The organism is Aeromonas sp. ASNIH7 (assembly GCF_002903485.1).
Classification (GTDB): domain Bacteria; phylum Pseudomonadota; class Gammaproteobacteria; order Enterobacterales; family Aeromonadaceae; genus Aeromonas; species Aeromonas caviae.
In genome coordinates this window covers 374100-399218 of sequence record NZ_CP026226.1, presented here as the reverse complement: position 1 = coordinate 399218, position 25119 = coordinate 374100, and the positions used below count along the sequence as shown (strand labels likewise).

Below are 25119 nucleotides of genomic sequence, written 5' to 3'. Positions count from 1 at the left end.
CTGTGACGCGAAGCGCTAAGGTGGGGGAGGATGTCAAGGTGAAGACTTGCGCCGCGCGGTGCGCTGGCTCAGCGAACACCATCAACACGACATCCGGGCCATCGAAGAGGCCTGCCTGCGCTTCGATCTCTCCCCGCTGGATGAGGAGTTCCTGATTCGCCATTGCCGCGAGCAGCAGCCAACAAGCCGGACAGGTTAGACGAAGTTGGCCAGGTTGATGCCAAACTCCTTGGGGTCCACCGTGCTCTCTATGGTCTCCTGAACCCCGTTTTTGGCGAGATCCAGCCACTGCACCTCGAGATAATGGCGATGGCCTGCGTGATAGATCACCTTGACCACGGGCTTGAGCGGTTGCTGTTCGTTGCGCTGCATCACGATGGCCAGGCGCTGGTTGGAGAGCAGCACCAGGGTACCCACCGGATAGACCCCCATGCACTTGATGAACCTGGTTACCAGGTCGGCATCAAAATGCAGATCAACCCCCTTGAGCAGAATGCGAAACGCCTGGGTTGGCTGCATGCCCTGTTTGTATACCCTGTCTGCCGTCACCGCATCGTAGACATCGACGATGCCGCTCATGCGGGTGTAGAGGGAGAGCTGATCCCCCTTGAGGCGCCGCGGGTAGCCGGTGCCATCGATCCGCTCGTGATGGTTGGCGGCCACCTCCAGCATGATGGGGGTGATGCCGGCGGTGGCGGCCAGGATGTCGTGGCTGTGGACCACGTGCTCGCGCATCACCTCCAGCTCCTCATCGGTGAGCTTGCCCGGTTTGTTGAGCACCTCGTCCGGGGTCATGATCTTGCCTACGTCGTGGAGCAGGCCACCCAGGGTCAGCTCCTTGAGCACGCTGCGATCCAGCCCCAGGTAGCGGCCGAAGTGCGCCAGGAGGATGGCGACATTCATGGAGTGCTCCATCAGGTAGGCATCCTTGGCACGGATCCGCGCCAGACAGAGCATGGCATCGCCGTGGGTGAACATGGTATCGACCATCTCTTCGGCCACGGCGGCAAGGGGCGTGATGTCTATGGGCTCTCCGGCCTTGAGATGGCGAATGAACTTGCCCTGGAGTTCGCGCGCTTCCTGATAGAGCCGACGGATCTTGAGCTCGCGCCCTTCACCACTGCCGATCTGACGAGAGGAGCCCGCCCCGTTTGTCACCACATCCGCCGGGCTTGCCGTGCCCCCTCCCGGCAGCTTGCTGCGGGCAAGATCCACCCGCACCGTCAGCACGCCGCGCCGGATCAGCGCCTCCACCTGTTGAGGGTTGGTCACCATGCCCGTCTGGGCAATCTCCATGGCGCCAGTCTGGTTGGCAATGGCAATGACATACATGCCAGGTTTCAACTGGCTGACGGGGATGACGGGGTGAGACTTCGTCGGCTTCATGGGTACATCCTGGGCTTATTACTATGTGTGATGTCGGTCTGCTGACGGCAGTCTATCACTGGCACATCATGGCGTCAGGCGCCATCTTGAGTCCCTGTCGCTTAGTACTGGTGTTGTCGGGTCTGACCGATATAATGTCGCCCCCAATCATGATGGATTCCGAGGTTTTTGCATGCGGCTCGACAAATTTCTTTGCGATTGCTCCGATTTGACCCGTTCCCAGGCGGGCAAGCTGATCCGTCAGGGGGAAGTGCTGGTAGACGGCGTGCTGGTCAAGCAGCCCGCCTTTCACATCAATGAGCAACACCAGATCGAGTTTGACGGTGTCACCTTGACCCTGAACCTGCAGAATCGCTACTTCATGCTGCACAAGCCGGAAGGATATGTCTGCTCCAACGAGGACCCGGATCACGCCACCGTGTTCCACCTGCTCGACGAGCCGGCCATGGGTAAACTGCACGTGGTGGGGCGCCTCGATCTCGATACCACCGGGCTGGTGCTTATCACCGATGACGGCCAGTGGTCCCATCGCATCACGTCGCCCCGGCACGAGTGTGCGAAGACCTACCACGTCTGGCTGGCTGATCCCGTGAGTGAAGAGGCCATCTCGCTCTTTGCCGACGGTATCTACCTGCGCAACGAGAACGACAAGACCCGCCCTGCGGAGCTGGAAATCCTGGACGATCGGGAAGCTCGCCTGACCATCCACGAGGGCAAGTATCACCAGGTGAAGCGGATGTTCGCCGCCATCGGCAACAAGGTGGTCGGGCTGCATCGGGAACGCATCGGCGATCTGGCTCTGGACGATGAGCTGGCACCGGGGGAATACCGGGAGCTGACCGAAGAGGAAGTGGCTCTGTTCTAGGGGCGCGATCGCCTCTCTCCCTGTCCGGCGCGGGGGAGCATCGGCGGCTCAGAGCCGCCGATGGGCGTGTTGGTCCTTCCTTCTTGCAGGAGAGACGGGGCTCAGTTCCCCATTCCCAGCACCAGGGCCGTGCCCAGGGTGGCCAGCAGGGCTCCGGCCCAGGCGGGGAGCGAGGGACGCATCCCCGAGTGCCACCACAGCAAGGGCAGCAGAATGACCGGTGTGGTGGAAGACAAGATGGCCACCATGCCCACATCTCCCTGACGCAGGGCCACCAGGATCAGGGTCATTCCCAGCGTCATCGCCAGAAATCCGTTGATGCCTATCATGCCGAGCACCTGCCGGTTGATGGGGTTGTGCGGCATGGCGAGCGGCAGGCGCAGTGCCCGCAAGACGCAGTGTGCCAAGAGGGCGCTGCCCATGCGCACGCCGGAAGCGCTCACCGCGTCCACGGTGCCGCTCATCATCACCGGCTTGGCGATGATGGCTCCGAGGCTCTGGCACAGGGCTGCGGTGAGGCCAAGGGCTATGCCGACCACGAGGCGGCCGCGCACCTGCTCCCATTCGTTCTGCGGGTTGTCGCCACGACGACCAAACAGGATGGCGAGCATGACCCCGGCCAGGACCAGCAAGGCGCCTGGCAGGCGCCAACCATCGAGCCGCTCGCCAAAGAGCCAGAGCCCAAGCAGGGCGGAGAAGAGGGCGTGGCAGGAGAAGAGCAGACCGCTGCGCCTGGGGCCGAGCCGGTTCATGCAGGCAAAGAGGGCGGTGTCGCCGACGAAGATGCCGATGAGGCCGGAGAGGGCCAGCAGGGGAAGGGCGCTCTCGGTGAGGGTCTGCCAGCCTCCCGTCACCAGACTTGCGCTGGCCAGCATCAGGCTGACCAGGAACATCCGCCAGCGGCTGTAGGCAAAGGCCCCCAGATGGCGAGCCGGTTTGACGGAGATGAGGGCGGCGATCGCCCATAAACTGGCGGCAGCCAGCGCCAACCATTCGTAACCCATAAAGACCCCTGAAACGGTAGACGACAACCGGACCTACAGGCGACATATCACCCCGGGCCGATTGCTTACGGGGCAGGGGAGCGTGCCTTCTTGCTGTCGCACGCACCCGTGGCCGCTATGTCGTCATAAAACCATGAAAAAAATAGCCCGGAAGACTCCCTCTATCGGGCAGGCCCGATACAATACGGGCCGTCTTCGGGGATAACAAGCGCGGCATCATGCATTCGTTTCCAGGCGCACCGCCGGCCTTCTCCCTATTGCAGTCAAAAGAATTGAACGAGGTTAATGTATGTTTTACCGTTTCGCCGTCAGGCCAGCCCGTCGCTGGCTATCTCCCTTACTGCTTGGGTTGATGGCGGTGCCGCCGTCACTGGCTAGTAGCGTGGTTGAGCAGACTTACATTTCAGATAGACAAACCCTGGTCAAAGGCAATGGCGCCGAACCCGAGTCCCTCGATCCGGCCCTGATCCGCTCCGGCTTCCCAGGGGAGGTGGTGCTGGTGGACCTGTTCGAGGGGCTGGTGAGCGAGGATGGACAGGGCATGATAGTGCCAGCCCAGGCCCAGCGCTGGGAGACCAGCGAGGATGGACTGGTGTGGCGTTTCTTTCTGCGTCCCCAGCTCAAATGGTCCAACGGCGAGCCCCTCACAGCCCGGGATTTCGTCTACGCCTGGCGGCGGCTGCTGAATCCGGCGCAGGCTTCCCCCTCCGCTGGCCTGTTGCTGGCGACCGGCATCAACAATGCTCAGTCCATTTATGCCGGTGCGCTCGATCTCGATGCCCTGGGGGTGGAGGCAGAAAGCGACCAGATCCTGAAAGTGACCCTGGAGCGTCCCGTTCCCTATTTCCTGCAACTGGTCAGCCAGCGTCCCTTCGTGCCGGTCAACGAACGGGTCATCACCCAGTTTGGCAAGCAGTGGACCCAGCCAGGCAAGATGGTGAGCAATGGCCCTTACAAGCTGGCGAGCTGGGTGGTGAACGAGCGCATCGAAGCCGAGCGCAACCCCCAGTACTGGGATGACGCCCATACCCGGATCCAGCGGGTGACCTACCTGCCGCTCGCTTCCCAGCATGGGGAGCGGCTGCGTTACGAAGCGGGGGAAATCCAGCTCACCAACAAGGTGGCGCTGGAGTACTACCAGAAGACCATGCAGGAGGCACCGGAGCGGATCTGGGGTTTGCCGCTGCTTGGCACCTATCTTTATACCTTCAATCTCAATCTCCCTGAATTGCAGGATGTGCGGGTGCGCCAAGCGCTCTCCATGGCCATTGATCGCTACTTGCTGACCGAGAAGGTGAGCGGCCAGGGAGAACGTCCTGCCTGGTCATTGCTGCCCGCCATGCCAGGTTATGACGAACTGGATACCCCCCTCTCCCGGGAAGACCAGTCAACTCGGTTGGCCCGCGCAGCCGCGCTGTTGGCCCAGGCAGGCTACAACAGCGCCCATCCCCTCAGGTTGACACTGACCTACAACACGTCGGAGAACCACAAGAAGCTGGCTCTGGCGGTGGCGGCCATGTGGAAACCGCTGGGGGTAGAAGTCTCCCTCAACAACATGGAGTGGAATGCTTATCAGGTGGCCAAGAACAGTGGTGATTTCATGCTGGCTCGTTCATTTTTGTTTGGTGATTATGTCGAGCCGTCGTCCATGCTTGGCAGTTTCCGCTGCCAGGATCCCCAGAACGAGAGCGGCTACTGCAACCCCGTCTTCGATGGTCTGCTGCAGCAGGCCGCCGAGACCCTGGATGCCAACGTTCGGTCCGGGATCTATCATCAGGCCGAGCAACTGCTGATGGAGGAGGTGCCCGTCATCCCCGTCTATCACTACAACCAGATGAGACTGGTGGACCCGGCACTGCGCGGCTTGCCGAGCCGCAACCTCAAGGGCGCCATCGCCACCAAGGATCTCTATTTCAGCCAGCCATCATAAATGCGAAAGGGGACTCCCTCCGACGTAGGTGGGAGGGGAATTTCGCCGGGGCGTCAGCCCCGCTGGTTTTGAATGTATTGCTTGATCACCTCCAACGGTGCTCCGCCGCAAGAGCCCGCAAAGTAAGAGCGTGACCAGAGTACGGGTTTGCTGTAAGCACCTCTCAAGTCCAGAAATTCATTACGCAGTCGCCTTGATGTGACCGCCTTTAACGAGTTCACCAGTACCGATAGCTGCACCGTTGGCGCGTACTCTATCAGCATGTGAACATGATCAGCCTCTCCGTCACACTCTTTCAGTTCCGCACCAAAATCTCTGCAAACCTCTGCCGCACACTGACCGAAGGAAGCGTGATGCAGATCCCCCAATATCGGCTTTCGATACTTGGTGATAAACACCAAATGTACGTGCAAAACGTAGGCCGCATGGCGTGATTTATTAATTTTAGTGAATTGCATTCTGTCACTCAATCGGGCTTAATAGATATGGCAATAATGCTACACACTGAGCGCTAAATGCAAATTCTGAAAGCCTACAAATTCCGACTCGAACCGACCGAACAACAAGCGCAACGCCTGCGCCAGTTGGGCGGTTGTGCTCGTTATGTCTGGAATCACGGGCTGGCAGAAACCAAACGCATTCTGGATGCTGGCGAAAAACTGCCTTCTGCCTTTGAGCTGAACAGGATGCTCACCAGTTGGAAGAAAGACCCAGAAATGGCCTTTCTGGCCGAGGCATATACCGACAACCTCCAGCAGAAGCTCAAGGATTTGCATGGCGCGTGGATGCGCTGCTTTGATAAGAAACTCGCCGCCAAGGCACCCGTATTCAAGAAAAAAAGCGACAACCGCGACGCTATCCGGTTCGTCAACTTCGACAAGTATTGCCGCCTTGAAAAGGGTCGAGTGAAGCTGCCTGCCGGGCTGGCGTGGGTCAAGTTCCGTCAGTCCCAGCCAGTTGAAGGAAAAATTAAAAACGCGACCGTCAGCCAAGCAGCCGGGCACTGGTATATCTCCTTTCAGGTCGAGCAGGAGACGCTTGAGCCAATTCACCCCTCCGGCTCAATGGTCGGGCTAGATGCGGGGATCGCCAAGCTCGCAACCCTGTCAGATGGCACGGTGTTTGAGCCCGTCAACAGCTTCAAAACCAATCAGACCAAGCTGGCAAGGCTCCAACGCCAGTTGAGCAAAAAGGTAAAGTTCAGCAGCAACTGGAAGAAACAAAAAGCCAAGATCCAGCGGCTGCACTCACATATCGCCAATACCCGCCGCGATTACCTTCACAAGGTCACAACGACTATCAGCAAAAACCACGCGATGATCGTCATTGAGGATTTGAAGGTTGCCAGCATGTCAAAATCAGCAGCGGGCACGACCAGCCAGCCGGGGCGCAATGTCCGGGCAAAATCAGGGCTGAATCGTTCGATATTAGATCAGGGCTGGTTTGAGCTGCGCCGCCAGCTCGAATATAAGCAGGCATGGCGAGGCGGTCAGGTGTTGGCGATAAACCCGGCCTACACGAGCCAGCAGTGCGCCTGTTGTGGGCATACTGCGAAGGATAACCGCCAGACGCAAAGCCAGTTTAAATGCGCTGCGTGTGGTTATGAGGCGAACGCCGATGTGAACGGCGCTCGCAATATTTTAGCGGCGGGACACGCCGTTTTAGCCTGTGGAGGCGTGGTGCAATCAGGCCGCCCGATGAAGCAGGAACCCGGTACTGCGCGAGCAGCTATCACCCAGTAATGGGAATCCCCCTCCTGTGACGCGAAGCGCTAAGGTGGGGGAGGATGTCAAGAGGAGTGTGGAATGAAGATTGCCATTATCTCGGATCTGTACGGCAGTCTGACTGCCCTCGAGCAGGTGCTGGCGCAACTCGCTCCCTGGCAGCCTGATCACTATCTGCTGCTCGGGGATCTGCTCAATCACGGGCCGCGCAATCCGGTGCCGGCGGGGTATGATCCTGCTGCCGTGGCGGCAAGGCTCAACCAGCTGGCCCCCCGCATCATGGCGGTGCGTGGTAATTGCGATTCGGAGGTGGACCAGATGCTGCTCCACTTCCCCATCACGGCGCCCTACAACCAGCTACTGGTGGATGGGCGGCGTTGGTTTGTCAGCCACGGTCATCTCTATGAGCCCAGCAACGTGCCCCTGCCTGCAGGGAGCCTGTTCATCAGCGGTCATACCCATGTGCCTGTGCTATGTCAGGAAGGAGAGATGATCCTGATGAACCCGGGGTCTATCTGTTTTCCAAGGGGCGAGTGGGTGGCCAGTTATGGGCGATATCACGAGGGCCGCATGAGCATTCATGCCTGCAAGGATGGAGAAACCCTGATGCAGCTGGTGCTCTGACTAGGGGCCCAAAAGGAGAGGAAGCCCGAAGGGGGAGAGGAGATCAGGCCTTGATCCCGAAAGAGCGGGTGCCTGAGCGGGTATTGCCTTTGGCGTCATAGGTCAGGGAGCTGCTGTCTCTGAGCTTGCTGAGGAAGCTGGCGAGACGGCGATTGGAGACAATACTGAGTTCGAGCAGACGTCCATTGAGGTTGTTCTGCTCCTGACAGGCTTCCAGCTTGGCTTGAAGGGCCTGCAATTGGGTCGGGAAGGCGCCCAGCTGTTGCTGCAAGTCAGGTAGCTCTGCCAGAGTCTTGTCCAGCATCTCGATGGCCACCAGCAGTTGCTGCTTGCGATCGGCGAGTGCCGGCAAGGCAAGGGCCCGGTGAGCCTTGAGGAGGTCGAACTCCTCTGCCAGCAAGCCTTGCATCTGGGAGAGGTTGTCGTCCTGAGCGCGCAGCAGCGAAGGGAGGTCCATCATCCCAACCGTTTATCCAGATCGGCTTCGAAGCTGAACATCTTTCTGGCCACGGCTTCGCTGTTGACCTTGTACTCCCCACTGGCCACGGCCTTCTTCAGGCTCTCGACGCGGCTCTCGTTACCGGTGGAGGCGGTGTTGAGGGTCTTCTGCATCTGCTGCAATTGCTGCGCCTCACTGGTCAAGGAGACAGAGTCGCTCTTGACGGTGGTCGCACGGCTGCCCTCGCTGGAGGTCGCCGGCTTGGTGGCTACACCTTGACTGCTGCCGCTGTTTTGCAGGCGGTTGTTAGCCAAGTTGTTGATATTGTTGATAGCCATAAGGTTTACCTTCGTCTGCTTTACTGTTCGCTTACCTGTGTATCGGTGACGGCGGTCAGAACTTTAGAAAAAAATTGCGCAGTGCATTCATGTGTCAGAATGTCACAATCACGGAGCCCACTGCACTGACCTGGCCTTGCACCGTTCTGCCCGAGCGCGTGTTGACAAGCCGGATCATGTCTCCGAAGCTGCCATCTTGCAAGGCGCGGGCCATGGTTTTGATCTGCATGCTGCTGTTTTCAGCACTCAGGGTGACCTGGTCCCCCTTGCAGACCACGCAGACCTGGGTCAGTCTGATTGGCTGGCCCGGTTTGAGCTCACGTTTGCTGCGTACCCCGATGAGTGCGGTCGGATCGGTAAGGTAGTCGCCACGGATCAGGGTTTGGTCCTGGTATGCCAAGGTCAGCATCGGTTCGCTCAGGATGTCTCCCTTGGCAACCGGGACGGCGACGGTGACATAGGGTTTCTGGATGCTGACCCGGACAGGGAGATAGAGATCCCAGGATTTATCTCCCTCGCACTTGAGGTAGACGGTGGTGTTGCGACGGATCTCCATCCGGGCGGGGAGGGAAATGGTGAGGGCATCTTCGCAGCGCGTGAGGGGGAGGCGCTCGTCAATGGTGCCGGCCTTGACGTCGGCCTGTGCATCGAGGGGAATATCGAGCTGGTCGAGCACGAACGCCTGTGCCTGTTCTTGCAGATAGTCGGTGACCTCGGACGCCATGGCGTGAGACAGACTGCAAAACGGCAGTAAGATAAGGAAAAGTCTACTAATCATTTTTGCTTACCGGTCGATAAGTTATTCACGTATACCACCGTAGTTAACTATGCTTGCTCCAGAATTATTCTGTTGTTGAAACAACGATGGTCTGATGCAAGCCAATGTGCATGCATAATGATATGCACGATCAGTGCCAAGCATTTTTAGGGAGTGTTTATGGCGAGTGTTCTGGACTCGGTTAACCAGCGAACCCAATTAGTGGGACAAAATAGGCTGGAGCTGCTGCTGTTTCGTCTCAATGGACGTCAAAGATTTGGCATCAACGTATTCAAAGTACGCGAGGTGCTGCAGTGTCCCCCTCTGACCGTCATGCCCAAGCTCAACTCCTGCATTCGCGGCGTGGCACATATCCGTGGCCAGACCATCTCGGTGATCGATCTCAGCATGGCGATGGGCAAGCGCCCCATCCAGGATCTCTCCAAGTGCTTCATCATCATCTCCGAGTACAACCGCTCCATTCAGGGGTTCCTGGTCCACTCGGTCGAGCGCATCATCAACATGAACTGGGAGTCCATTCTGCCGCCACCCAAAGGGGCTGGTCGCATCAACTACATGACGGCAGTGACCGAGGTAGATGGCGAGCTGGTGGAGATCTTGGACGTGGAGCGCATTCTCAACGAGATTTCGCCGGTCTCCACTGAGGTGTCCACCGAGTTGGTGGAAGCAAGCGTGGAGCGCAATCCTCACGGGCGTCCCGTGCTGGTTGCGGACGACTCTTCGGTTGCGCGCAAGCAGGTACAACGTGCACTGGAGGCTATCGGGGTGCAGTGCGTGCTGGCCAAGGATGGACGGGAAGCGCTCAACATGTTGTTGGAGATGTCCAAAAATGGCCCCATACATGATCAGATTGCATTGGTTATTTCAGATATTGAAATGCCGGAGATGGATGGTTATACCTTCACCGCCGAGATCCGCAACAATCCCAACCTCAAGGATTTGCATGTTATCCTGCACACTTCCCTCAGTGGGGTGTTCAATCAGGCCATGGTGCAGAAAGTCGGAGCGAACAATTTCATTGCCAAATTCCAGCCGGATGAATTGGCCAAGGCCGTACAAGGCGCTCTCTAATCAAGAAGAACAACTGCATGAAGACACTTTCGGACGACTTATACAGGCAATTCAGCAATTTTCTGGCACAACAGAGCGGCATAGTACTGGGTGACAACAAACAGTATCTGGTTAAAAGCCGCCTGTCGCCCTTGATGACTCAGTTTGGTATCGAGAGTCTGTCTGATCTGGTCACCCGGGCGATGAGCGTGCGCGAGCGGGAACTCAAGATGGCAGTGATCGATGCCATGACCACCAACGAGACTTTGTGGTTTCGCGATACCTATCCGTTCCAGTTATTGAGTGACAAGATTTTCCCGGAGCTTGGTAAGAGCGGTCGCACCATCAAGATATGGTCTGCCGCCTCTTCGTCCGGACAGGAGCCCTACTCCATCGCCATGACGGCGCTGGAGCAGCAAGTTAAACGGCCGGGTAGCATGCCGGGCGGGGTGCAAATAGTAGGGACCGATATATCCAGCACCATGCTGAACCAGTGTAAGGAAGGGATCTACGATAGCCTTGCACTGGCTCGCGGGCTTTCCCCCGAGCGCAAGCGACTCTTTTTCGAACCCTATGGCGACAACAAGATGCGGGTGGTGGAGCGTGTCAGAAAATTGACCAGCTTCCGCCCTCTCAACCTGCTGGAGAGCTACAGCCTGCTCGGCAAGTTTGACATCATCTTCTGTCGCAACGTGCTCATCTACTTTGCGCCCGAAGTGAAATCCAAGATCCTCAACCAGTTCGCCAGCAGCCTCAATCCTGGCGGCTACCTGATGCTGGGGGCCTCCGAGTCTCTGGCTGGCCTCACCGATAAGTTCGAGATGATCCGCTGCAACCCCGGCATCGTCTACAAGGTCAAATAACCCCGCTCAATACCCTCTTGGCACACCTCTTGCTAAATATCCATGAAGCAGGAGGTGTGCTATGGCAATTTCATTCGACAAGGCATTTGGTGTTCATCAGTACACGCTGAGCGTGCGCGCCAAGCGTGCCGAGGTGTTGTCCAGCAACATCGCCAATGCGGATACGCCGGGTTTCAAGGCCCGTGACATCAACTTCTCACAAGCGTTGCAGGATGCCCAGGGCCAGCAAGGGTTCGGGCTCAGCACTACCAGCGAGAAGCACTTCGCCTTGCAGATGGATTCCCCGGGCACGACCCAGTACCGCAATCCCCTGCAACCGGATACCGGTGACGGCAACACGGTGGACGTACAGCAGGAGCGCAGCGAGTTCCTGCGCAACAGCCTTGAATACCAGGCCTCTCTTGAATTCATGAACAGCAAGATAAGCGGCCTGCTCAAAGCACTGAAAGGAGAGCAAGGATGAGTTTGTTCAAGGTCTTTGACATTGCAGGCTCAGCCATGAGCGCGCAGTCCGTTCGCCTCAACACGGTGGCGAGCAACATGGCCAACGCTGACAGCGTCAGCTCCAGCGTGGAAAAAACTTACCACGCCAGGCGGCCAGTCTTTGCCGCCCAGTTGGATCAGGCCATGACCGACAAGCAGGCCTCGGTCGGGGTGGATGTGAAAGGCATCGTCGAGAGCGATGCCCCCCTGCTCAAGGAGTACAACCCGAACCACCCCATGGCGGACAAGGATGGCTTCATCTTCAAGCCCAACGTCAACATGGTGGAGGAGATGGCGGACATGATCGCCGCCTCCCGCAGCTACCAGACCAATGTCCAGGTGGCCGATGCGGCCAAGAAGATGCTGCAGCAGACGCTCGGCCTCGGCAAGTCCTGATAGAGGTGAACCCAGATGACAGAGACCCGTGACCGCCTGTTCGGCCTACGCCGGGCATCGCAAGCCCTAGAGGGGGAAGCATAAGTGGCAGATACCTATGACAGCCTGCTGGGTGTCAACCGGACGACGTCGGCCCAGACCAGTACGGTCAACACCAGCACCCAGAAAAAGGAGCTGGATCAGGAGTCCTTCCTGAAGCTGCTGACCATGCAGCTCTCCTATCAGGATCCGTTCAAGCCGGTGGACAACGCCCAGATGTTGTCCCAGATGACCTCGATGTCGACCTCCCAGGGGATCAGCAGCCTCTCCACCCAGATGGAGAGCCTCAACAGCCTGATGACCTCGAGCCAGGCGCTCCAGGCGTCGGCCCTGGTGGGCCAGAACGTGCTCATCCCCTCCAACACGGGGTATGTGGAGAAGGGGGCACCCTCTCCGGCGTCATCGCCACCGGAGACGGCGGCAGCAACATCAAGGTGACAGTGAAGGACGAGAGCGGCCAGGTGGTCAAGGAGTTCTCCCTCGAGGGGGACCACAAGGGGAACGTGGCCTTCGAGTGGGATGGCAAGGACAAGTCCGGCAATGCGGCCAAGAGCGGCAAGTATTCGATAGAAGCGCACGCCACCGTGGATGGCAAGTCGGAGAGCGTACCCGCCCTAACTTACGCCAAGGTGGAGAGCGTCACCCTGGGTACGAGCACCAATCCCAGCACCCTCAAGCTCAAGGGGCTGGGCGGCATCTACCTGACCGATGTATTGGAAATTGGCGCGACGACCGGCAAGACCACCACCCAGTCGGCTTCGTCCTCTAACGCAGTGATCTAAGGAGAAAGACATGTCATTCAACAATGCCCTCAGCGGCATCAATGCGGCTCAAAAAGACCTGAACGTCACCGCGAACAACATTGCCAACGTCAATACCACCGGCTTCAAGGAGTCCCGCGCCGAGTTCGCCGACGTCTATGCCAACTCCATCTTCGTCAACGCCAAGACCCAGGTCGGCAACGGGGTGGCGACTGGCGCTGTGGCTCAGCAGTTCCACCAGGGCGCGCTGCAATTCACCAACAACGCGCTGGATCTCGCCATCCAGGGCAACGGCTTCTTCGTGACCTCGGACGGCCTGACCAACCTGGATCGCACCTACACCCGTGCGGGCGCCTTCAAGCTCAATGAAAGCAGCTACATGGTCAGCAACTCCGGCGGTTATCTGCAAGGGTACGAGATCAACTCTGACGGCACCCCCAAGGCGGTGAGCATCAACGCCACCAAGCCCATCCAGATCCCGGACAAGGCCGGTGAGCCGGTGCAGACCACGACGGTCGAGGCTGGTTTCAACCTGCCTTCCAGCACGAAAACGCTGATGGATGTCAATGCCTCCAAATTCGATCCCACGGACTCGACCACCTACTCCTCCTCTACTTCCGTGGTGGTCTATGACTCCCTGGGCGAGCCACACACCATCACCCAGTACTTCACCAAGGAAGCGGATCCGGCCGATCCTACCCAAGCGGCGGTGCCGACTGCCTGGCGTATGTACCTCTATGAAGGGGACAAGCCCATCGACATCGTAGGCGGTACGGCCACCACCATGGCGACCGGTCTGAGTCAGGCCCCCCTGAGCGCCCGGGTGACCTTCGATGCCTCCGGCAAGATGGTCACACCCACCACCCCGGCGGTCATCAAGACGGAACCCCTGGGGGCGACAGGGGCTGGTATCATCACCAATGGCGCCGATGGCACTCAGGAGATTGAGTTCAAGCTTGGTACCGTGACCCAGTACGCCTCCCCCTTTGAAGTGAGCAAGCTGACCCAGGACGGCTCCACCGTCGGTCGCCTGACCAAGGTGGAGATCGGGGCGGATGGCATTGTCTCCGCCACTTACAGCAACGCCACCACCGTCAAGGTGGCCATGGTGGCCATGGCGAAGTTTGCCAATGCCCAGGGTCTCACCCAGGTCGGCGACACCTCCTGGCGCCAGTCCCTGCTCTCTGGCGATGCCTTGCCCGGCACCCCGAACTCCGGCACGTTCGGCTCCATCAAGTCGTCGGCACTGGAGCAGTCCAACGTGGACCTCACCACCGAGCTGGTCGATCTCATCACTGCCCAGCGCAACTTCCAGGCGAACTCCCGTTCCCTGGAAGTGAACAGCTCCCTGCAGCAGAACATACTGCAGATCCGCTAAGACGGCGGGTAGTTGGCAGGGGCGCTTCGGCGCCCCTTGTCATTTCCGTCCCGCCTCATTTCCTCCTTTCATTCCGTCTTCGTCATCTCTCTTGGCATTCAACTTGCAGTTGAGCTGTGAGAGTCATCTGTTTGACGGAGGATCCCATGGATCACCTGCTTTACATCGCCATGTCCGGGGCCAAGGAGAACATGAACAGCCTGGCTGTTCGTGGCAACAACCTTGCCAACGCCAACACCATTGGCTTCAAGTCTGACTTCGAGCAGGCGCGCAGCATGCAGGCGTTTGGCGAAGGGCTGCCCACGCGGGTGTTCGCCATGACCGAGCGGCCGGGCCAGAACCTGCAGCACGGCATGCTGATGACCACGGGTCGGGATCTTGACGTTGCCGTCGATGGGCCGGGCTGGATTGCGGTGCAGGATCCCAACGGTGCGGAAGCCTATACCCGCATGGGCAACCTGCAGCTCAATGCCACCGGCAATCTGCAAACTTCCACCGGTCTGAACGTGGTGGATGATGCCGGCCAGCCCATCGTGCTGCCCCTGCCCATGGAGAAGATCGAGATCAATCGTGACGGTACCATCAGCGGCCGTCCCGAGGGGGCCGCCGCCAACCTGCCGGAAGATTTCCAGCGTATCAAGCTGGTCAACCCGGCGGCAGATGCGGTGGAGAAAGGCCAGGACGGCCTGTTTCGCCGCAAGGATGGCCAGAATGAGGCCGCGTCTGCGGATGTGGGCCTGATCGCCGGCTCCCTCGAGGGGAGCAACGTCAACGTGGTCGACGAGATGACCAACCTTATTCGCTTGCAACGTCAGTTTGAAACTCAGGTCAAGATCATGAAGACCGCCGAGGAGAACGACGAGGCACAAACCCAGCTGCTGCGTATCAGCTAATCAAGGAGCACCCCATGAATCCTGCACTCTGGATCAGCAAGACCGGCCTCGATGCCCAGCAGACCAACATCTCGGTCACCTCGAACAACCTGGCGAACGCCAGCACAGTGGGCTACAAGAAGGCGCGGGCCATCTTCGAGGATCTGCTTTATCAGAACATCAACCAGCCTGGCGGTCGTTCCTCGGCGGACACCGAGCTCCCTTCCGGCCTGATGCTGGGGGCGGGGGCCAAGGTGGTCGCCACCCAGAAAAACCACAGTCAGGGCAACGTCCAGACCACGGACAACTCCCTTGACTTGATGATCAGCGGTCGCGGCTACTTCGAAATCCAGCTGCCCGATGGCAGCGCCGCCTATACCCGCAACGGCCAGTTCACCCTGAACGACGAGGGGACCATCGTCACCCCGGGCAACGGTTACCCGCTGCAACCGGAGATCCAGATCCCCGAGAACGCCCAGAGCGTCACCGTGGGGGAGGATGGCCAGGTCTCCGTCCAGCTCAAGGGGGATGGCCAGTCTCAGGTGGTGGGCCAGATCAACACCACGGACTTCGTCAACCCCACCGGCCTGCAGCCCATGGGGGAGAACCTCTTCCTCGAGACCCAGTCCAGCGGCGCCCCCATTCAGGGGACTGCTGGCGCGGACGGGCTGGGGGTGATCAAGCAGGGGATGCTGGAGACCTCCAACGTCAATGTGACCGAGGAGCTGGTGAATCTCATCCAGGCTCAGCGGGTCTACGAGATGAACTCCAAGGTCATCTCCGCCGTCGACTCCATGATGTCCTTCCTGACCCAGCGGACCTGATGAAAGGAGTGCCATGATGAAAGCCATATGGATGCTGGGACTGCTGACGCTGGCGGGTTGCACCAGTACCCCCAATACCGCCAAACCGGATGACCCGGATTTCGCCCCCGTCTACGGGGAGTCGGAGCCGGTGTCGGTGCGCCCGACCGGCGCCATCTTCCAGCCCGAGCAGGTCAACGGCATCTACTCGGACATCAAGGCGCACCGGGTGGGTGACATCATCACCATCCAGTTGGCGGAGTCGACCTCGGCGTCGAAAAAGGCCAACACCCAGAGCGGCAAGGACAACAAGCTGGCGCTCGACCCCGTCACCCTGGGTGGCGTGCCGGTCACGGCGGGGCCCTACGATCTGTCGGCCTCCATCGGCCAGAACAGTGCCTTCAAGGGGCAGGCCAAGGCGGATCAGAGCAACAGCCTGCAGGGCAACATCTCGGTCAGCGTGGTCAAGGTACTGCCAAACGGCAACCTGCTGGTACGCGGCGAGAAGTGGATCATGCTCAACAATGGCAACGAATACATCCGTATCACCGGTCTGGTGCGCCCGGAGGACGTGAGCTCGGAAAACAGCGTCTCCTCCCAGCGGGTGGCCAATGCGCGTATCTATTACGGTGGTACCGGGGATCTGGCGAACACCCAGGAACAGGGCTGGCTCACCAGCTTCTTCAACGGCCCCTGGTGGCCCATTTAAGACTCAAGAGTCCGGGGCGTTCACGGGCCCCGGATCAGGAAGGTTTTGTTAGGAGATGTCATGAACCGATTCCGTCTGCTTGCCCTGCTGTGCTGCCTGCTGCCCTTCGGGCTGGCGCACGCATCGCGCATCAAGGACCTCGCCTCGGTGGAAGGAGTGCGCAGCAACCAGCTTATCGGTTACGGTCTGGTGGTGGGCCTGCCCGGCACGGGGGAGAAGAACAACGCCTTCACCGAGCAGACCTTCAGGACCATGCTCAACAACTTCGGCATCAAGGTGCCTGACAACATCAAGCCCAAGATCAAGGACGTGGCGCCGGTGGCCATCCACGCGGATCTGCCCCCCTTCTCCAAGCCGGGCCAGACCATAGATGTCACCGTCTCCGCCATCGGCGAGGCGAAGAGCCTGCGTGGCGGCACCCTGCTCCAGACCTTCCTGAAAGGGCTGGATGGCCGCGTCTATGCGGTGGCCCAGGGCAGCCTGGTGGTCGGTGGCCTCGGCGCCGAAGGGGCGGACGGCTCCAAGGTGGTGGTGAACACGCCCACAGTGGGGCGCATCGCCAACGGGGCGATCGTGGAGCGGGAGGTTCCCAACTCCTTCAGCCAGGGCGACACCATCACCTTCAACCTGAACCGGCCGGACTTCACCACCGCCCGCCGTCTGGCGGACGTGGTCAACGATCTGGTGGGTCCGAACACCGCCCAGGCGATGGACGCCACCTCCATCAAGGTATTCGCACCGCGGGATCCGGCCCAGCGGGTCTCCTACCTCTCCACCATCGAGAACCTGGAAGTGGACCCGGCGAGTGAGTCCGCCAAGATCATCGTGAATTCGCGCACCGGGACCATCGTCATCGGCAGCGAGGTCAAGCTGCGCCCGGCGGCCATCAGCCACGGTGGGCTGACGGTGACCATCGCCGAGAACCAGCAGGTCTCCCAACCCAATCCGCTCGCTGGCGGGCAGACGGCGGTCACCAACAACTCCACCATCAACGTGCAGCAGGATCCCGGTCGGATGTTCAAGCTCGATACCGGCGCGACCCTGGACGACCTGGTGCGGGCGGTGAACCAGGTGGGGGTCGCCCCCGGGGATCTGATGGCGATCCTGGAGGCGCTGCAGCAGGCGGGCGCGATCCAGGGCCAACTGGTCATTCTGTAATTTCGTGAGCGGCAAGCGGTTGCCACGGGCGGCAAAGAGGTAGGTTATGGCAGAGTTCGACACCCAGAGCGGTATCAATATTGGCATGGTGCAGGATGTCCAGAACCTGGACAAACTGCGCCAGATGAGCCTGAGCAAGGAGGGGAAGCAAGGGGCCCTGATGGCGGCCGCCCGCCAGTTCGAATCCATCTTCACCCAGACCCTGTTCAAGGGGATGCGCCAGGCCAACTCGGTGCTCACCGAGGGCAACCCGATGAACAGCAGCTACACCCAGTTCTATGAAGGGATGCTGGACGAGCAGCGGGTTGCCGACATGTCGAGCAAGGGGGGGCTGGGCATTGCCGAGATGGTGGCCAGGCAGCTCTCACCCGAGCAGACCTTCACCCATCAGGATGGCCGGGTACTCAAGCTGCCCCAGCGTACCGAGCGGGTCTACAAGCCCTATCAACCCCCCAGTGCCTCCAACGATCTGATTGCTGCCTCCAAAGTTGGCAAAGATTTTGCTGATAACGAAATGAAGGGTGAGCTGAATGGGGCCGAGCGAACGCTGGCCCTGCCAAGACGCCCCCACCGCACCGTGCCGCCCATGGGCAGCAGCCAGAGGCCTTCGGCCCTGGATGGCAGCGCCAAGGTGTTTGACAGCCCGGAAGAGTTCGTCGACAGGCTGATGCCGCTGGCCAAGAAGGCGGCGGACAAGCTGGGGTTGAGCCCGGCGGTGCTGGTGGCCCAGGCCGCCCTTGAGAGTGGCTGGGGCAAGCGGGTGATCAAGGATGCAGACGGAAACGTGACGCACAACCTGTTCGGCATCAAGGCCGATCCGCGTTGGGAAGGCCCCAAGGCGGTGGTGAGCACCCTGGAATACGAGCAAGGGGTGGCCTCGCGCCAGAAGGCGGCGTTTCGCTCCTACGAGTCGTTTGAAGAGAGCTTCAACGACTACGTGGATTTCCTGACCTCTGGGAGTCGCTACAAGGGGGCACTGGCCAAGGTGGACAGCCCGGAACGTTACTTCGAGGCGTTGCAGCAGGCCGGTTATGCCACCGATCCCCAGTACGCCAGGAAACTTAAACAAGTGTTGCGCAGTGATGCCATCGCCGGTTACTCGACGCCCGGCAACATTGCAGACAGGAACACAGAGATGGAGCTGTAAGCTATGGCAAGCGATCTGCTTGGAATTGGGACCTCGGGTGTGTTGGCCCAGCAGCGACTGCTGCAGACCACCAGCAACAACATAGTGAACGTCAATAGCCAGGGCTATGTACGTGAACGCACCCTGATCTACACCAATTCCGTCGGATTGGGGACGGGCGACATGGTGAGTGATCGCATCATCAACGCCTATGCCCAGGCCGAGGTGCGCCGGGATACGTCCGCGTATCAGGCGGCCAACACCCGCTACGATCAACTGTTCCGACTCGACAGCCTGCTCGGTGATGCCAGCAACAGCGTGGGGACCACCATCACCTCCTATTTCAAGGCTTTCCACACCGCCAACGAGTCACCGTCCGAGATCGGGGGGCGCAAGACGACCCTGAGTGAACTGAGCGGCATGGTGGACAGATTCCATACCCTCTCCGCCCAGCTCGACAAGCAGTCCGATACCATCAACGCCACCATAGGGGACGAGACGGACAGGGTGAACAGCCTGCTGAACAGCATCAACGATCTGAACCAGGCCATCGTCCGCACCCAGGGCTCCCCTGAAGAGAACCTGATGCTGTTCGATCAGCGGGATGAGGCCATTCGCCAGCTCTCCGAGAAGATGGAGATCCGCACCGTGACCCAGCCCAATGGCAGCATGCTGGTCAACATGAGCACAGGGCACTCCCTGGTGCTCGATGGCGGCGTGGCCCAGTTCAAGGTGGTGCCGGGGGACCCGGATTCCCGTGAGCCTTCCCTGCAGCTGACCCTGGGCAAGAACCAGGCCAGCATCAACGACAAGGATATTGGCGGTGCCATCGGTGGCCTCTTCACCGCGCGCCGGGATCTGGAGCCCGCCAAGCGGGAGCTGGGGCAGCTGGCCGTCGCCCTAGGGGATGCCATGAACCAGCAGAACCGGCTGGGGATGGATCTCGACAACGAGCTTGGGGGGGATCTCTTCACCCTCAAGGGAAGCCAGGGGCTGCCCTACGCCAGCAACCAGGGTAACGGGGCGGCCAGCGTCAGCTTCGTCCCCGGCAAGGGGAGCGAGGTCACCACCTTCGACTACGAGGTGCGGTTCAACAGCGCCACCGGTTACGAGGTATTCGCCATCGACGGCAGCGGGCAGCGTACCTCGCTCGCCACGGGGACCACGCCGCCAGCCACCTTCGAGGTGGCGGGGCACGGCATCGAAATCGATCTCTCCGGCACTCCGGTCGCAGGTGACAAGATCTTGTTGCAACCCACCCGGAATGCGGCTGCCAACCTGGAGCAGGCGATCACCCGTCCCGAGGATATCGCGCTGGCATCCCCCCTGAAGGCGGACAAGGGATCCCAGAACCTGGGCTCGGGCGAGATAACGCTGGGCGGTGTCTACAACACCGGCACGGGCTCGGGTTTTGGCACCAACACTCTGGACCCGAGTGCACCCCAGGTCATCAAGATCGACGGCAGCGGCAACTACGAGGTCTATGACAAGAACAACAACTTGCTCGGTGTGGCCCCCGCCTCCAGCAAGGGAAAGAACCTGATGGCCGCCCTCGAGAGTCCCCTTGGGGGGCCCAAGGTCTACGCCGATCCGACCCAGAGCCCGGGCTATGAGTTCAGCATCACCGGCAAGGTGGAGGCCAGCGACAGCTTCACGCTCAGCTACAACAAGGACGGCTTTGCGGACAACGCCAACGGCCTGGCGCTGGCGGAGCTGCAGAACAAGGAGCTGGTGCGCAAGAACAACAACGCCGCCACCAGCAACGACAAGATGACCTTCAACGATGCCTACTCGGGTCTGGTGAGCGGCATTGGCAACAAGACCAGTCAGGCCAAGACCCTGCTGCAGGCCAACGAGGCGAAGCTGACCCAGAGTACCGCCATCTTCGAAAGTGTCTCCGGCGTCAACCTGGAGGAGGAGGCGGCCAACCTCATCCGCTTCCAGCAGTCCTATGCGGCCTCGGCCCAGATAGTGAATACCGCCAAGACCATCTTCGACACCCTGCTCTCCTCCGTGAGGTAAGTCATGCGCATCACCACCAACATGATCTATGACCGCAACCTTGCCTCCATGAGCAAGGTGAGCGAGCGCCAGAACACCGCCTACAACCAGTTGATGACGGGGGATAAATTCTCCCGCTCCGGGGAGGACCCGGCCGGCATGAGCCAGAAGATGGCGCTGACCAAGGAGATCGATCTCTTCAAGCAGTACGGCGTCAACGGCAGCCTGCTGGAGAACAGCCTGGGCCACGAGGAGACGGTGCTGACCTCCCTCAACAGCGCCATGCTCAGTGCCCAGACCCTGATCCAGAAGGCGAACAACTCCGCCATGGGCTCCGAGGAGCGCAGCGCCATCGCGAGCGAGCTGGAGGGGCTGCAAAAGCAGATGTTCGACCTGATGAACAGCAAGAACTCCCAGGGGGAGTACATCTTCGGCGGCAATCAGAGCAAGACCCAGCCCTTCGTCAAGGATGCCAGTGGCAACTATGTGTTCCAGGGGGACACGGGGCAGCGCAACATCCAGGTCTCACCCACGGTGCAGATCCCGGCCAACGACTCCGGTTTCGATCTGTTCGAGATAGTGGCGACCCGGCGCACTGCCAGCGCCGCTAGTGGCAACATCCAGGTGTCGGTGGCGGATCAGGGGAACTTCGAGAGCTTCTATCGCAACAACTATGACTCTTCCCTGCCGAGCAACCAATATGCGGTCAGCACCCTGGCCGGGCCGCCGGACACCTACGAGATCCGTGACAGCGGTGGCACCCTGCTGCAAAGCGGCGACTATGTGGCGGGCAACAAGATCCCCTTCAACGGCCTGGCGCTCACCCTCGACCTCCCTGCGGGGTCGGCGACCCAGAACTTCGTGCTGGATACCCCGAAAAACGACAACATCCTCAATGGCATGTCCGATTTCATCTCCGCCATGCGTGATCCGACCCTGTCCGAGAGCGATTTCCAGCTGGCGGTCTCCGATGCCACCACCCACATGAGCAACGCCAGAACCAAGATAGACCGGGGACTGGGGGAGCTGGGGGGAAGGATGAACAGCCTGGAGCAGGTGATGAGTTCCAACGATGGACTCAGCACCCTGAACCAGCAGGCGCGGGCCAAGGTGTCCGAGGCGGACATGTACGAGGTGATCGCGGCCCTCTCCAAGGAGGATGCAGCCATGAGCGCCTCCCAGCTAGCCTTCAGCAAGATAAGCAAGCTGACCCTATTCGACTATATCCGCTGACGTTCGTCCGTTGACCGCAGGCTCCCCCGTGCCACGCACGGGGGAGCCTCGTTTCATGAAGGGCCCGCCGTCCGGCCAATTTGTAACAACCCGTTGCCAGGGGCCTGTTTGCCTTGACTCGACCTGCGCCTGGGCAGATGATGCCGCCCGCACGGTAGCGCCGTGCAATCAATGTTCGCAGCATCTCGTTAGCAACTGCCCCGTAAACCCTCGCCCAATCGGGCGGGGATATAAGGGGAGCTAATCTGGTGTGTTCTGCGAGGCCACATACGCCTTGAGCGTTTCGATAGTGGCCCCGCCAGCACTGCAAGCAAAGTAAGAGCGCGACCACAGGAGCCCGCTATTACTTTGCTTTCGTAGGTGCGTATTCAATATGCGGATCTGGCGGCTACTGATCGACTTCAAATTACCTGATTATCCATGACCCTCAGCCAGCTTCAAGAGCCGATATGGCATCGGAGGGCTTGCCACGACTGCATGCCCCAATTCAACCAACATGCTCTTGAGGTCAAAACGATGATTAAACCGGAAGCAGTATTCCGCAAGATGCCTTGGTAAATGCTTCGCTCCGAGCGTATGGCAACTGCCCCGCAGCGAGTTTTTCACATTTCCTATCATCGTGTTTACCCAGTTGAATGCCGGATGATTCAGCCAGTCCAGGTTGCCCCCGGTGACAACACCCAGGTGCTCACAATTGGCCTCCTTGACCGCTTTGAAACAGGCCAATCCATCGGATATCACCGCGCTACCACTGGCAATATGCCGTTTTGCCCAATCAGCAACGGACTTGGTTTTGAAACCATCGACCACCGTCATCCGCATCTTGATTGGATGTCCTTCCTTGTTCAGGGCCACTGCTGCCACAAACGGCGTCTTGCCTGCCGCGCCCCGACCCCGTTTGCCACCACGGCGCTCGCCACCCCAGTAGACATCATCGAGCTGAATGATGCCGCTGATGGGCTGCTTGTCATCGGACTCTTTCATGGCTTGCAGCAGCTTGTGCTTGAGCATCCAGGCGGTGTCATATTTGACGCCCAACTGGCGCTTTAGCTCCATCGCTGACAAGCCTGTTTTGGTTTGTGACAACAGGTGCATTGCCAGAAACCACTTGGTCAGTGGGAGCTTGGTGTTTGCGAAAATCGTGTTTCCAGTCAATGACATCTGGTGACGGCAGTGATTGCATTGCCACACACGTGGCCGCCTTCTCAGGCGACAACAGGTCTTGTTGGCACATTCAGGGCAGACAAAGCCGTTAGGAAAACGCCAAGTGAACAGCGCGTTTTCGCACTGAGCCTCAGTGCCATAGTCCTTGAGAAACTCAAACAGGCTGTAGCCTTTCTGGAATTGGATTTTGCTTTTGGCCATGATCTCGCACCTCGATAACTGTACGTAACATCAGTATAGTTCGTGGTAACTGACTGCTAATCATGGGTAATCAGGTCAAATTATTGACCAACACACTGACGGCCAACTTCGGTGGATAGGCTACGAGCAGATGAACGTGATCGGCTTCGCCATCCATCTCCAGAATGTCGATCTCCAACTTCTCTGCCGCAGATAAAAATGCGCCGCGCATCTGCTCGATCATGGTGCCATCAAGCAGTTTGCGGCGGTACTTCGTGGTGAAGATTAAATGCACAACTAGCTTGCTGACGGAGTGACGCCTCCGCAGATACCTAGTCAAATCATCATGATGCACACTCACTTGCAATACTCCGTTAAAAGTCATACTGTATGGGTATCCTAGTAGCGAGCGGTGACTTTGAGAAGAGCAACGAAAGTACGCATTTATCCGACCGACGAACAAGCGGCATTCTTGAATGCCCAGTTCGGCGCGGTGCGGTTCGCGTACAACAAGGCCCTTCATATTCAACGACACATGTTCAAGCGTCACGGGATTTCACTGAAACCGAAACGCGACCTGAAACCCATGCTCGCAGTGGCGAAAAAATCGCGCAAATACGGCTGGCTAAAGGAGTACGATTCACTCGCCTTGCAGCAAGCGGTGATTAATCTCGACAAGGCATTCGCCAACTTCTTCAATCCCAAGCTCAAGGCACGAATGCCTACCTTCAAGAGCAAACGGGGCAGGCAATCCAGCTATCACCCCAACGGAAAGGTGCTCACAGCGGCTATCCAGTTGCCGAAGATGACGCCCATCAGGGCGGTCATTCATCGAGATATTATCGGCGTGGTATCCAGCATCACAGTCAGCCGTGGCCCGACAGGGAAATACTATGCTTCCATCCTTTGCGAGGATGGCTGCGAGGCTCCCGCCAAGCCCACCTTCATCACGGACGTGACTGGCTGTGATATGGGGCTGTCCCACTACCTCATTGAGTCGAGCGGCAAAAAGATTGCCAATCCACGCCACCTTATCAACGCCAGTCGCAATCTACGACGCAAGCAAAAGGCACTGTCTCGCAAGAAAAAGGGCAGCGCCAACCGTGGCAAGGCAAGACGGCAACTGGCCGCCCTGCACGAACGGGTAGCCAATGCCCGCGCCGATTTTCAGCACAAACTCTCTCACACGATGGTTGACGAAAACCAAGCGGTCATCGTGGAGACATTGAAATCAGCGAACATGATGAAAAATCACAAACTGGCCCGCGCCATTGGCGATGCTGGTTGGCATGGTTTCATCATGAAGCTGGAGTACAAGGCACAAGCGGCGGGTCGCCACCTAATCAAACTTGATCAGTGGTTTGCCAGCTCGAAACTGTGTAGCGATTGCGGCCACAAGATGCCGGACATGCCGTTGCATCAGCGGCAGTGGGTATGTCCAGCGTGTGGGGCAGGGCATGACCGCGACATTAACGCGGCCATGAATATCCAGCAACAAGGCATATTGGAATTAAAGGCGGCGGGACACGTCGTTTCTACCCATGGAGGCCAGCGTTAATCTGCCAATTCGGCAGTAGCGGCCTAAGAAGTGGGAAGCCTCGCCGCTTGCGGCGGGGAGCAGTCACGCGAGGCTCCTGCATAAACACAGGCCACTGATCTCACGACGTCCAGAGACGCCCAAGATCAGGACAGTTTTCATCGGATTAAGGTGTCAACCCAAGTGGCTTCCGGCATGCCGGATACGTTATGCAGTGCTAAAGCTGGTACGTGGGGATGAAAACACGCCGGACGGTGTCATTTCGTGCCTGTTACTCG

At 59.2% G+C, this 25119-nt stretch carries 25 protein-coding genes, 3 pseudogenes and 1 riboswitch; of the genes and pseudogenes, 19 read left to right on the top strand and 9 right to left on the bottom strand.

Annotated features, from left to right (window positions below; all coding sequences use genetic code 11):
• Window positions 1–46 precede the first annotated feature (46 nt).
• A complete protein-coding gene (locus C2U47_RS23035) occupies window positions 47–199 on the top strand; it encodes a hypothetical protein (RefSeq protein ID WP_082189310.1) in 153 nt (50 codons plus the stop codon).
• Here C2U47_RS23035 and C2U47_RS01760 read toward each other — a convergent pair.
• The gene (locus C2U47_RS01760) at window positions 196–1386 is read right to left on the bottom strand and encodes an HD-GYP domain-containing protein (protein ID WP_069785267.1); all 1191 of its coding nucleotides are present in this window, start codon (window positions 1384–1386) and stop codon (window positions 196–198) included. The two genes, C2U47_RS23035 and C2U47_RS01760, sit on opposite strands and share 4 nt — an antisense overlap.
• Before the next feature lie 172 nt (window positions 1387–1558).
• Here C2U47_RS01760 and rsuA point away from each other — a divergent pair, with 172 nt between their 5' ends.
• Entirely contained in the window at window positions 1559–2251 is a 693-nt protein-coding gene (gene rsuA / locus C2U47_RS01755) for a 16S rRNA pseudouridine(516) synthase RsuA (RefSeq protein ID WP_043153817.1), read from the top strand.
• Between the two features lie 101 nt (window positions 2252–2352).
• Here rsuA and C2U47_RS01750 read toward each other — a convergent pair whose 3' ends face one another.
• On the bottom strand, window positions 2353–3255 hold the full coding sequence (locus tag C2U47_RS01750; protein ID WP_069785266.1) for a DMT family transporter: 903 nt from the start codon (window positions 3253–3255) through the stop codon (window positions 2353–2355).
• A 289-nt stretch (window positions 3256–3544) separates the two neighbouring features.
• Between C2U47_RS01750 and C2U47_RS01745 the strand changes: the two genes are divergently transcribed.
• Window positions 3545–5185: a peptide ABC transporter substrate-binding protein gene (locus C2U47_RS01745; protein ID WP_103261370.1), complete on the top strand. Its 1641-nt coding sequence runs from the start codon at window positions 3545–3547 to the stop codon at window positions 5183–5185.
• Between the two features lie 53 nt (window positions 5186–5238).
• Here C2U47_RS01745 and tnpA (C2U47_RS01740) read toward each other — a convergent pair whose 3' ends face one another.
• Window positions 5239–5643 (bottom strand): IS200/IS605-like element ISAs26 family transposase, encoded by a 405-nt coding sequence (gene tnpA / locus C2U47_RS01740; protein ID WP_010674034.1) that lies wholly within the window; start codon window positions 5641–5643, stop codon window positions 5239–5241.
• Window positions 5644–5700: 57 nt separating this feature from the next.
• Between tnpA (C2U47_RS01740) and C2U47_RS01735 the strand changes: the two genes are divergently transcribed.
• Both C2U47_RS01735 and yfcE read left to right on the top strand, forming a co-directional pair.
• A complete protein-coding gene (locus tag C2U47_RS01735) occupies window positions 5701–6927 on the top strand; it encodes an RNA-guided endonuclease InsQ/TnpB family protein (RefSeq protein ID WP_021141234.1) in 1227 nt (408 codons plus the stop codon).
• A gap of 63 nt (window positions 6928–6990) precedes the next feature.
• Window positions 6991–7533, top strand: coding sequence for a phosphodiesterase (gene yfcE, locus C2U47_RS01730; protein WP_103261369.1), 543 nt, complete (start codon window positions 6991–6993; stop codon window positions 7531–7533).
• 43 nt (window positions 7534–7576) lie between these two features.
• Here yfcE and C2U47_RS01725 read toward each other — a convergent pair whose 3' ends face one another.
• From C2U47_RS01725 to flgA, 3 genes are all read right to left on the bottom strand, one after another.
• On the bottom strand, window positions 7577–7993 hold the full coding sequence (locus C2U47_RS01725; protein ID WP_010675299.1) for a flagella synthesis protein FlgN: 417 nt from the start codon (window positions 7991–7993) through the stop codon (window positions 7577–7579).
• On the bottom strand, window positions 7990–8310 hold the full coding sequence (flgM, locus tag C2U47_RS01720) for a flagellar biosynthesis anti-sigma factor FlgM (protein ID WP_103261368.1): 321 nt from the start codon (window positions 8308–8310) through the stop codon (window positions 7990–7992). Before flgM ends, C2U47_RS01725 begins: the two co-directional genes overlap by 4 nt.
• Window positions 8311–8404: 94 nt before the next feature.
• Window positions 8405–9010, bottom strand: a complete 606-nt coding sequence (gene flgA / locus C2U47_RS01715; RefSeq protein WP_069652580.1) for a flagellar basal body P-ring formation chaperone FlgA — start codon at window positions 9008–9010, stop codon at window positions 8405–8407.
• Window positions 9011–9247: 237 nt separating this feature from the next.
• On the opposite strand from flgA, the gene C2U47_RS01710 reads away from it, so the two are divergent.
• The 13 genes and pseudogenes from C2U47_RS01710 to flgL all read left to right on the top strand — a co-directional run bounded on the left by C2U47_RS01710 (window position 9248) and on the right by flgL (window position 21960).
• Window positions 9248–10159, top strand: coding sequence for a chemotaxis protein CheV (locus C2U47_RS01710; protein WP_053288335.1), 912 nt, complete (start codon window positions 9248–9250; stop codon window positions 10157–10159).
• Between the two features lie 17 nt (window positions 10160–10176).
• Window positions 10177–11001, top strand: coding sequence for a CheR family methyltransferase (locus tag C2U47_RS01705; RefSeq protein WP_052815061.1), 825 nt, complete (start codon window positions 10177–10179; stop codon window positions 10999–11001).
• Between the two features lie 61 nt (window positions 11002–11062).
• Window positions 11063–11464, top strand: coding sequence for a flagellar basal body rod protein FlgB (flgB, locus tag C2U47_RS01700; protein WP_053288337.1), 402 nt, complete (start codon window positions 11063–11065; stop codon window positions 11462–11464).
• Window positions 11461–11880: a flagellar basal body rod protein FlgC gene (flgC, locus tag C2U47_RS01695; protein ID WP_053288338.1), complete on the top strand. Its 420-nt coding sequence runs from the start codon at window positions 11461–11463 to the stop codon at window positions 11878–11880. Before flgB ends, flgC begins: the two co-directional genes overlap by 4 nt.
• 84 nt (window positions 11881–11964) lie before the next feature.
• Window positions 11965–12701: pseudogene (locus C2U47_RS01690) on the top strand (flagellar hook assembly protein FlgD).
• A 10-nt stretch (window positions 12702–12711) separates the two neighbouring features.
• Window positions 12712–14058, top strand: coding sequence for a flagellar hook protein FlgE (flgE, locus tag C2U47_RS01685; protein WP_039040233.1), 1347 nt, complete (start codon window positions 12712–12714; stop codon window positions 14056–14058).
• Between the two features lie 146 nt (window positions 14059–14204).
• Window positions 14205–14951, top strand: a complete 747-nt coding sequence (flgF, locus tag C2U47_RS01680; RefSeq protein WP_010675291.1) for a flagellar basal-body rod protein FlgF — start codon at window positions 14205–14207, stop codon at window positions 14949–14951.
• Window positions 14952–14965: 14 nt separating this feature from the next.
• The gene (flgG, locus tag C2U47_RS01675; protein ID WP_010675290.1) at window positions 14966–15754 is read left to right on the top strand and encodes a flagellar basal-body rod protein FlgG; all 789 of its coding nucleotides are present in this window, start codon (window positions 14966–14968) and stop codon (window positions 15752–15754) included.
• Window positions 15755–15770: 16 nt separating this feature from the next.
• Complete coding sequence (gene flgH / locus C2U47_RS01670; RefSeq protein WP_010675289.1) at window positions 15771–16442, top strand: flagellar basal body L-ring protein FlgH; 672 nt, start codon at window positions 15771–15773, stop codon at window positions 16440–16442.
• Between the two features lie 60 nt (window positions 16443–16502).
• Entirely contained in the window at window positions 16503–17600 is a 1098-nt protein-coding gene (locus C2U47_RS01665) for a flagellar basal body P-ring protein FlgI (protein ID WP_069785262.1), read from the top strand.
• 46 nt (window positions 17601–17646) lie between these two features.
• Entirely contained in the window at window positions 17647–18747 is a 1101-nt protein-coding gene (flgJ, locus tag C2U47_RS01660) for a flagellar assembly peptidoglycan hydrolase FlgJ (protein ID WP_048207976.1), read from the top strand.
• Window positions 18748–18750: 3 nt separating this feature from the next.
• Window positions 18751–20748 (top strand): flagellar hook-associated protein FlgK, encoded by a 1998-nt coding sequence (gene flgK, locus C2U47_RS01655; protein ID WP_103261367.1) that lies wholly within the window; start codon window positions 18751–18753, stop codon window positions 20746–20748.
• 3 nt (window positions 20749–20751) lie between these two features.
• Window positions 20752–21960, top strand: coding sequence for a flagellar hook-associated protein FlgL (gene flgL, locus C2U47_RS01650; protein WP_005329788.1), 1209 nt, complete (start codon window positions 20752–20754; stop codon window positions 21958–21960).
• 240 nt (window positions 21961–22200) lie between these two features.
• Here flgL and C2U47_RS01645 read toward each other — a convergent pair.
• The 3 genes and pseudogenes from C2U47_RS01645 to tnpA (C2U47_RS01635) all read right to left on the bottom strand — a co-directional run.
• A pseudogene (locus C2U47_RS01645) lies at window positions 22201–22368 on the bottom strand (transposase); the annotation flags it as partial.
• 6 nt (window positions 22369–22374) lie between these two features.
• Window positions 22375–23325 (bottom strand): IS1595-like element ISKpn3 family transposase, encoded by a 951-nt coding sequence (locus C2U47_RS01640; RefSeq protein WP_103261366.1) that lies wholly within the window; start codon window positions 23323–23325, stop codon window positions 22375–22377.
• A 76-nt stretch (window positions 23326–23401) separates the two neighbouring features.
• Window positions 23402–23665, bottom strand: a pseudogene (tnpA, locus tag C2U47_RS01635) (IS200/IS605-like element ISAeme8 family transposase); the annotation flags it as partial.
• Window positions 23666–23722: 57 nt separating this feature from the next.
• Between tnpA (C2U47_RS01635) and C2U47_RS01630 the strand changes: the two are divergent.
• On the top strand, window positions 23723–24862 hold the full coding sequence (locus tag C2U47_RS01630; RefSeq protein WP_041206863.1) for an RNA-guided endonuclease InsQ/TnpB family protein: 1140 nt from the start codon (window positions 23723–23725) through the stop codon (window positions 24860–24862).
• 52 nt (window positions 24863–24914) lie between these two features.
• Window positions 24915–25085: riboswitch (M-box (ykoK) riboswitch) on the top strand.
• The last annotated feature ends 34 nt before the right edge of the window (window positions 25086–25119 follow it).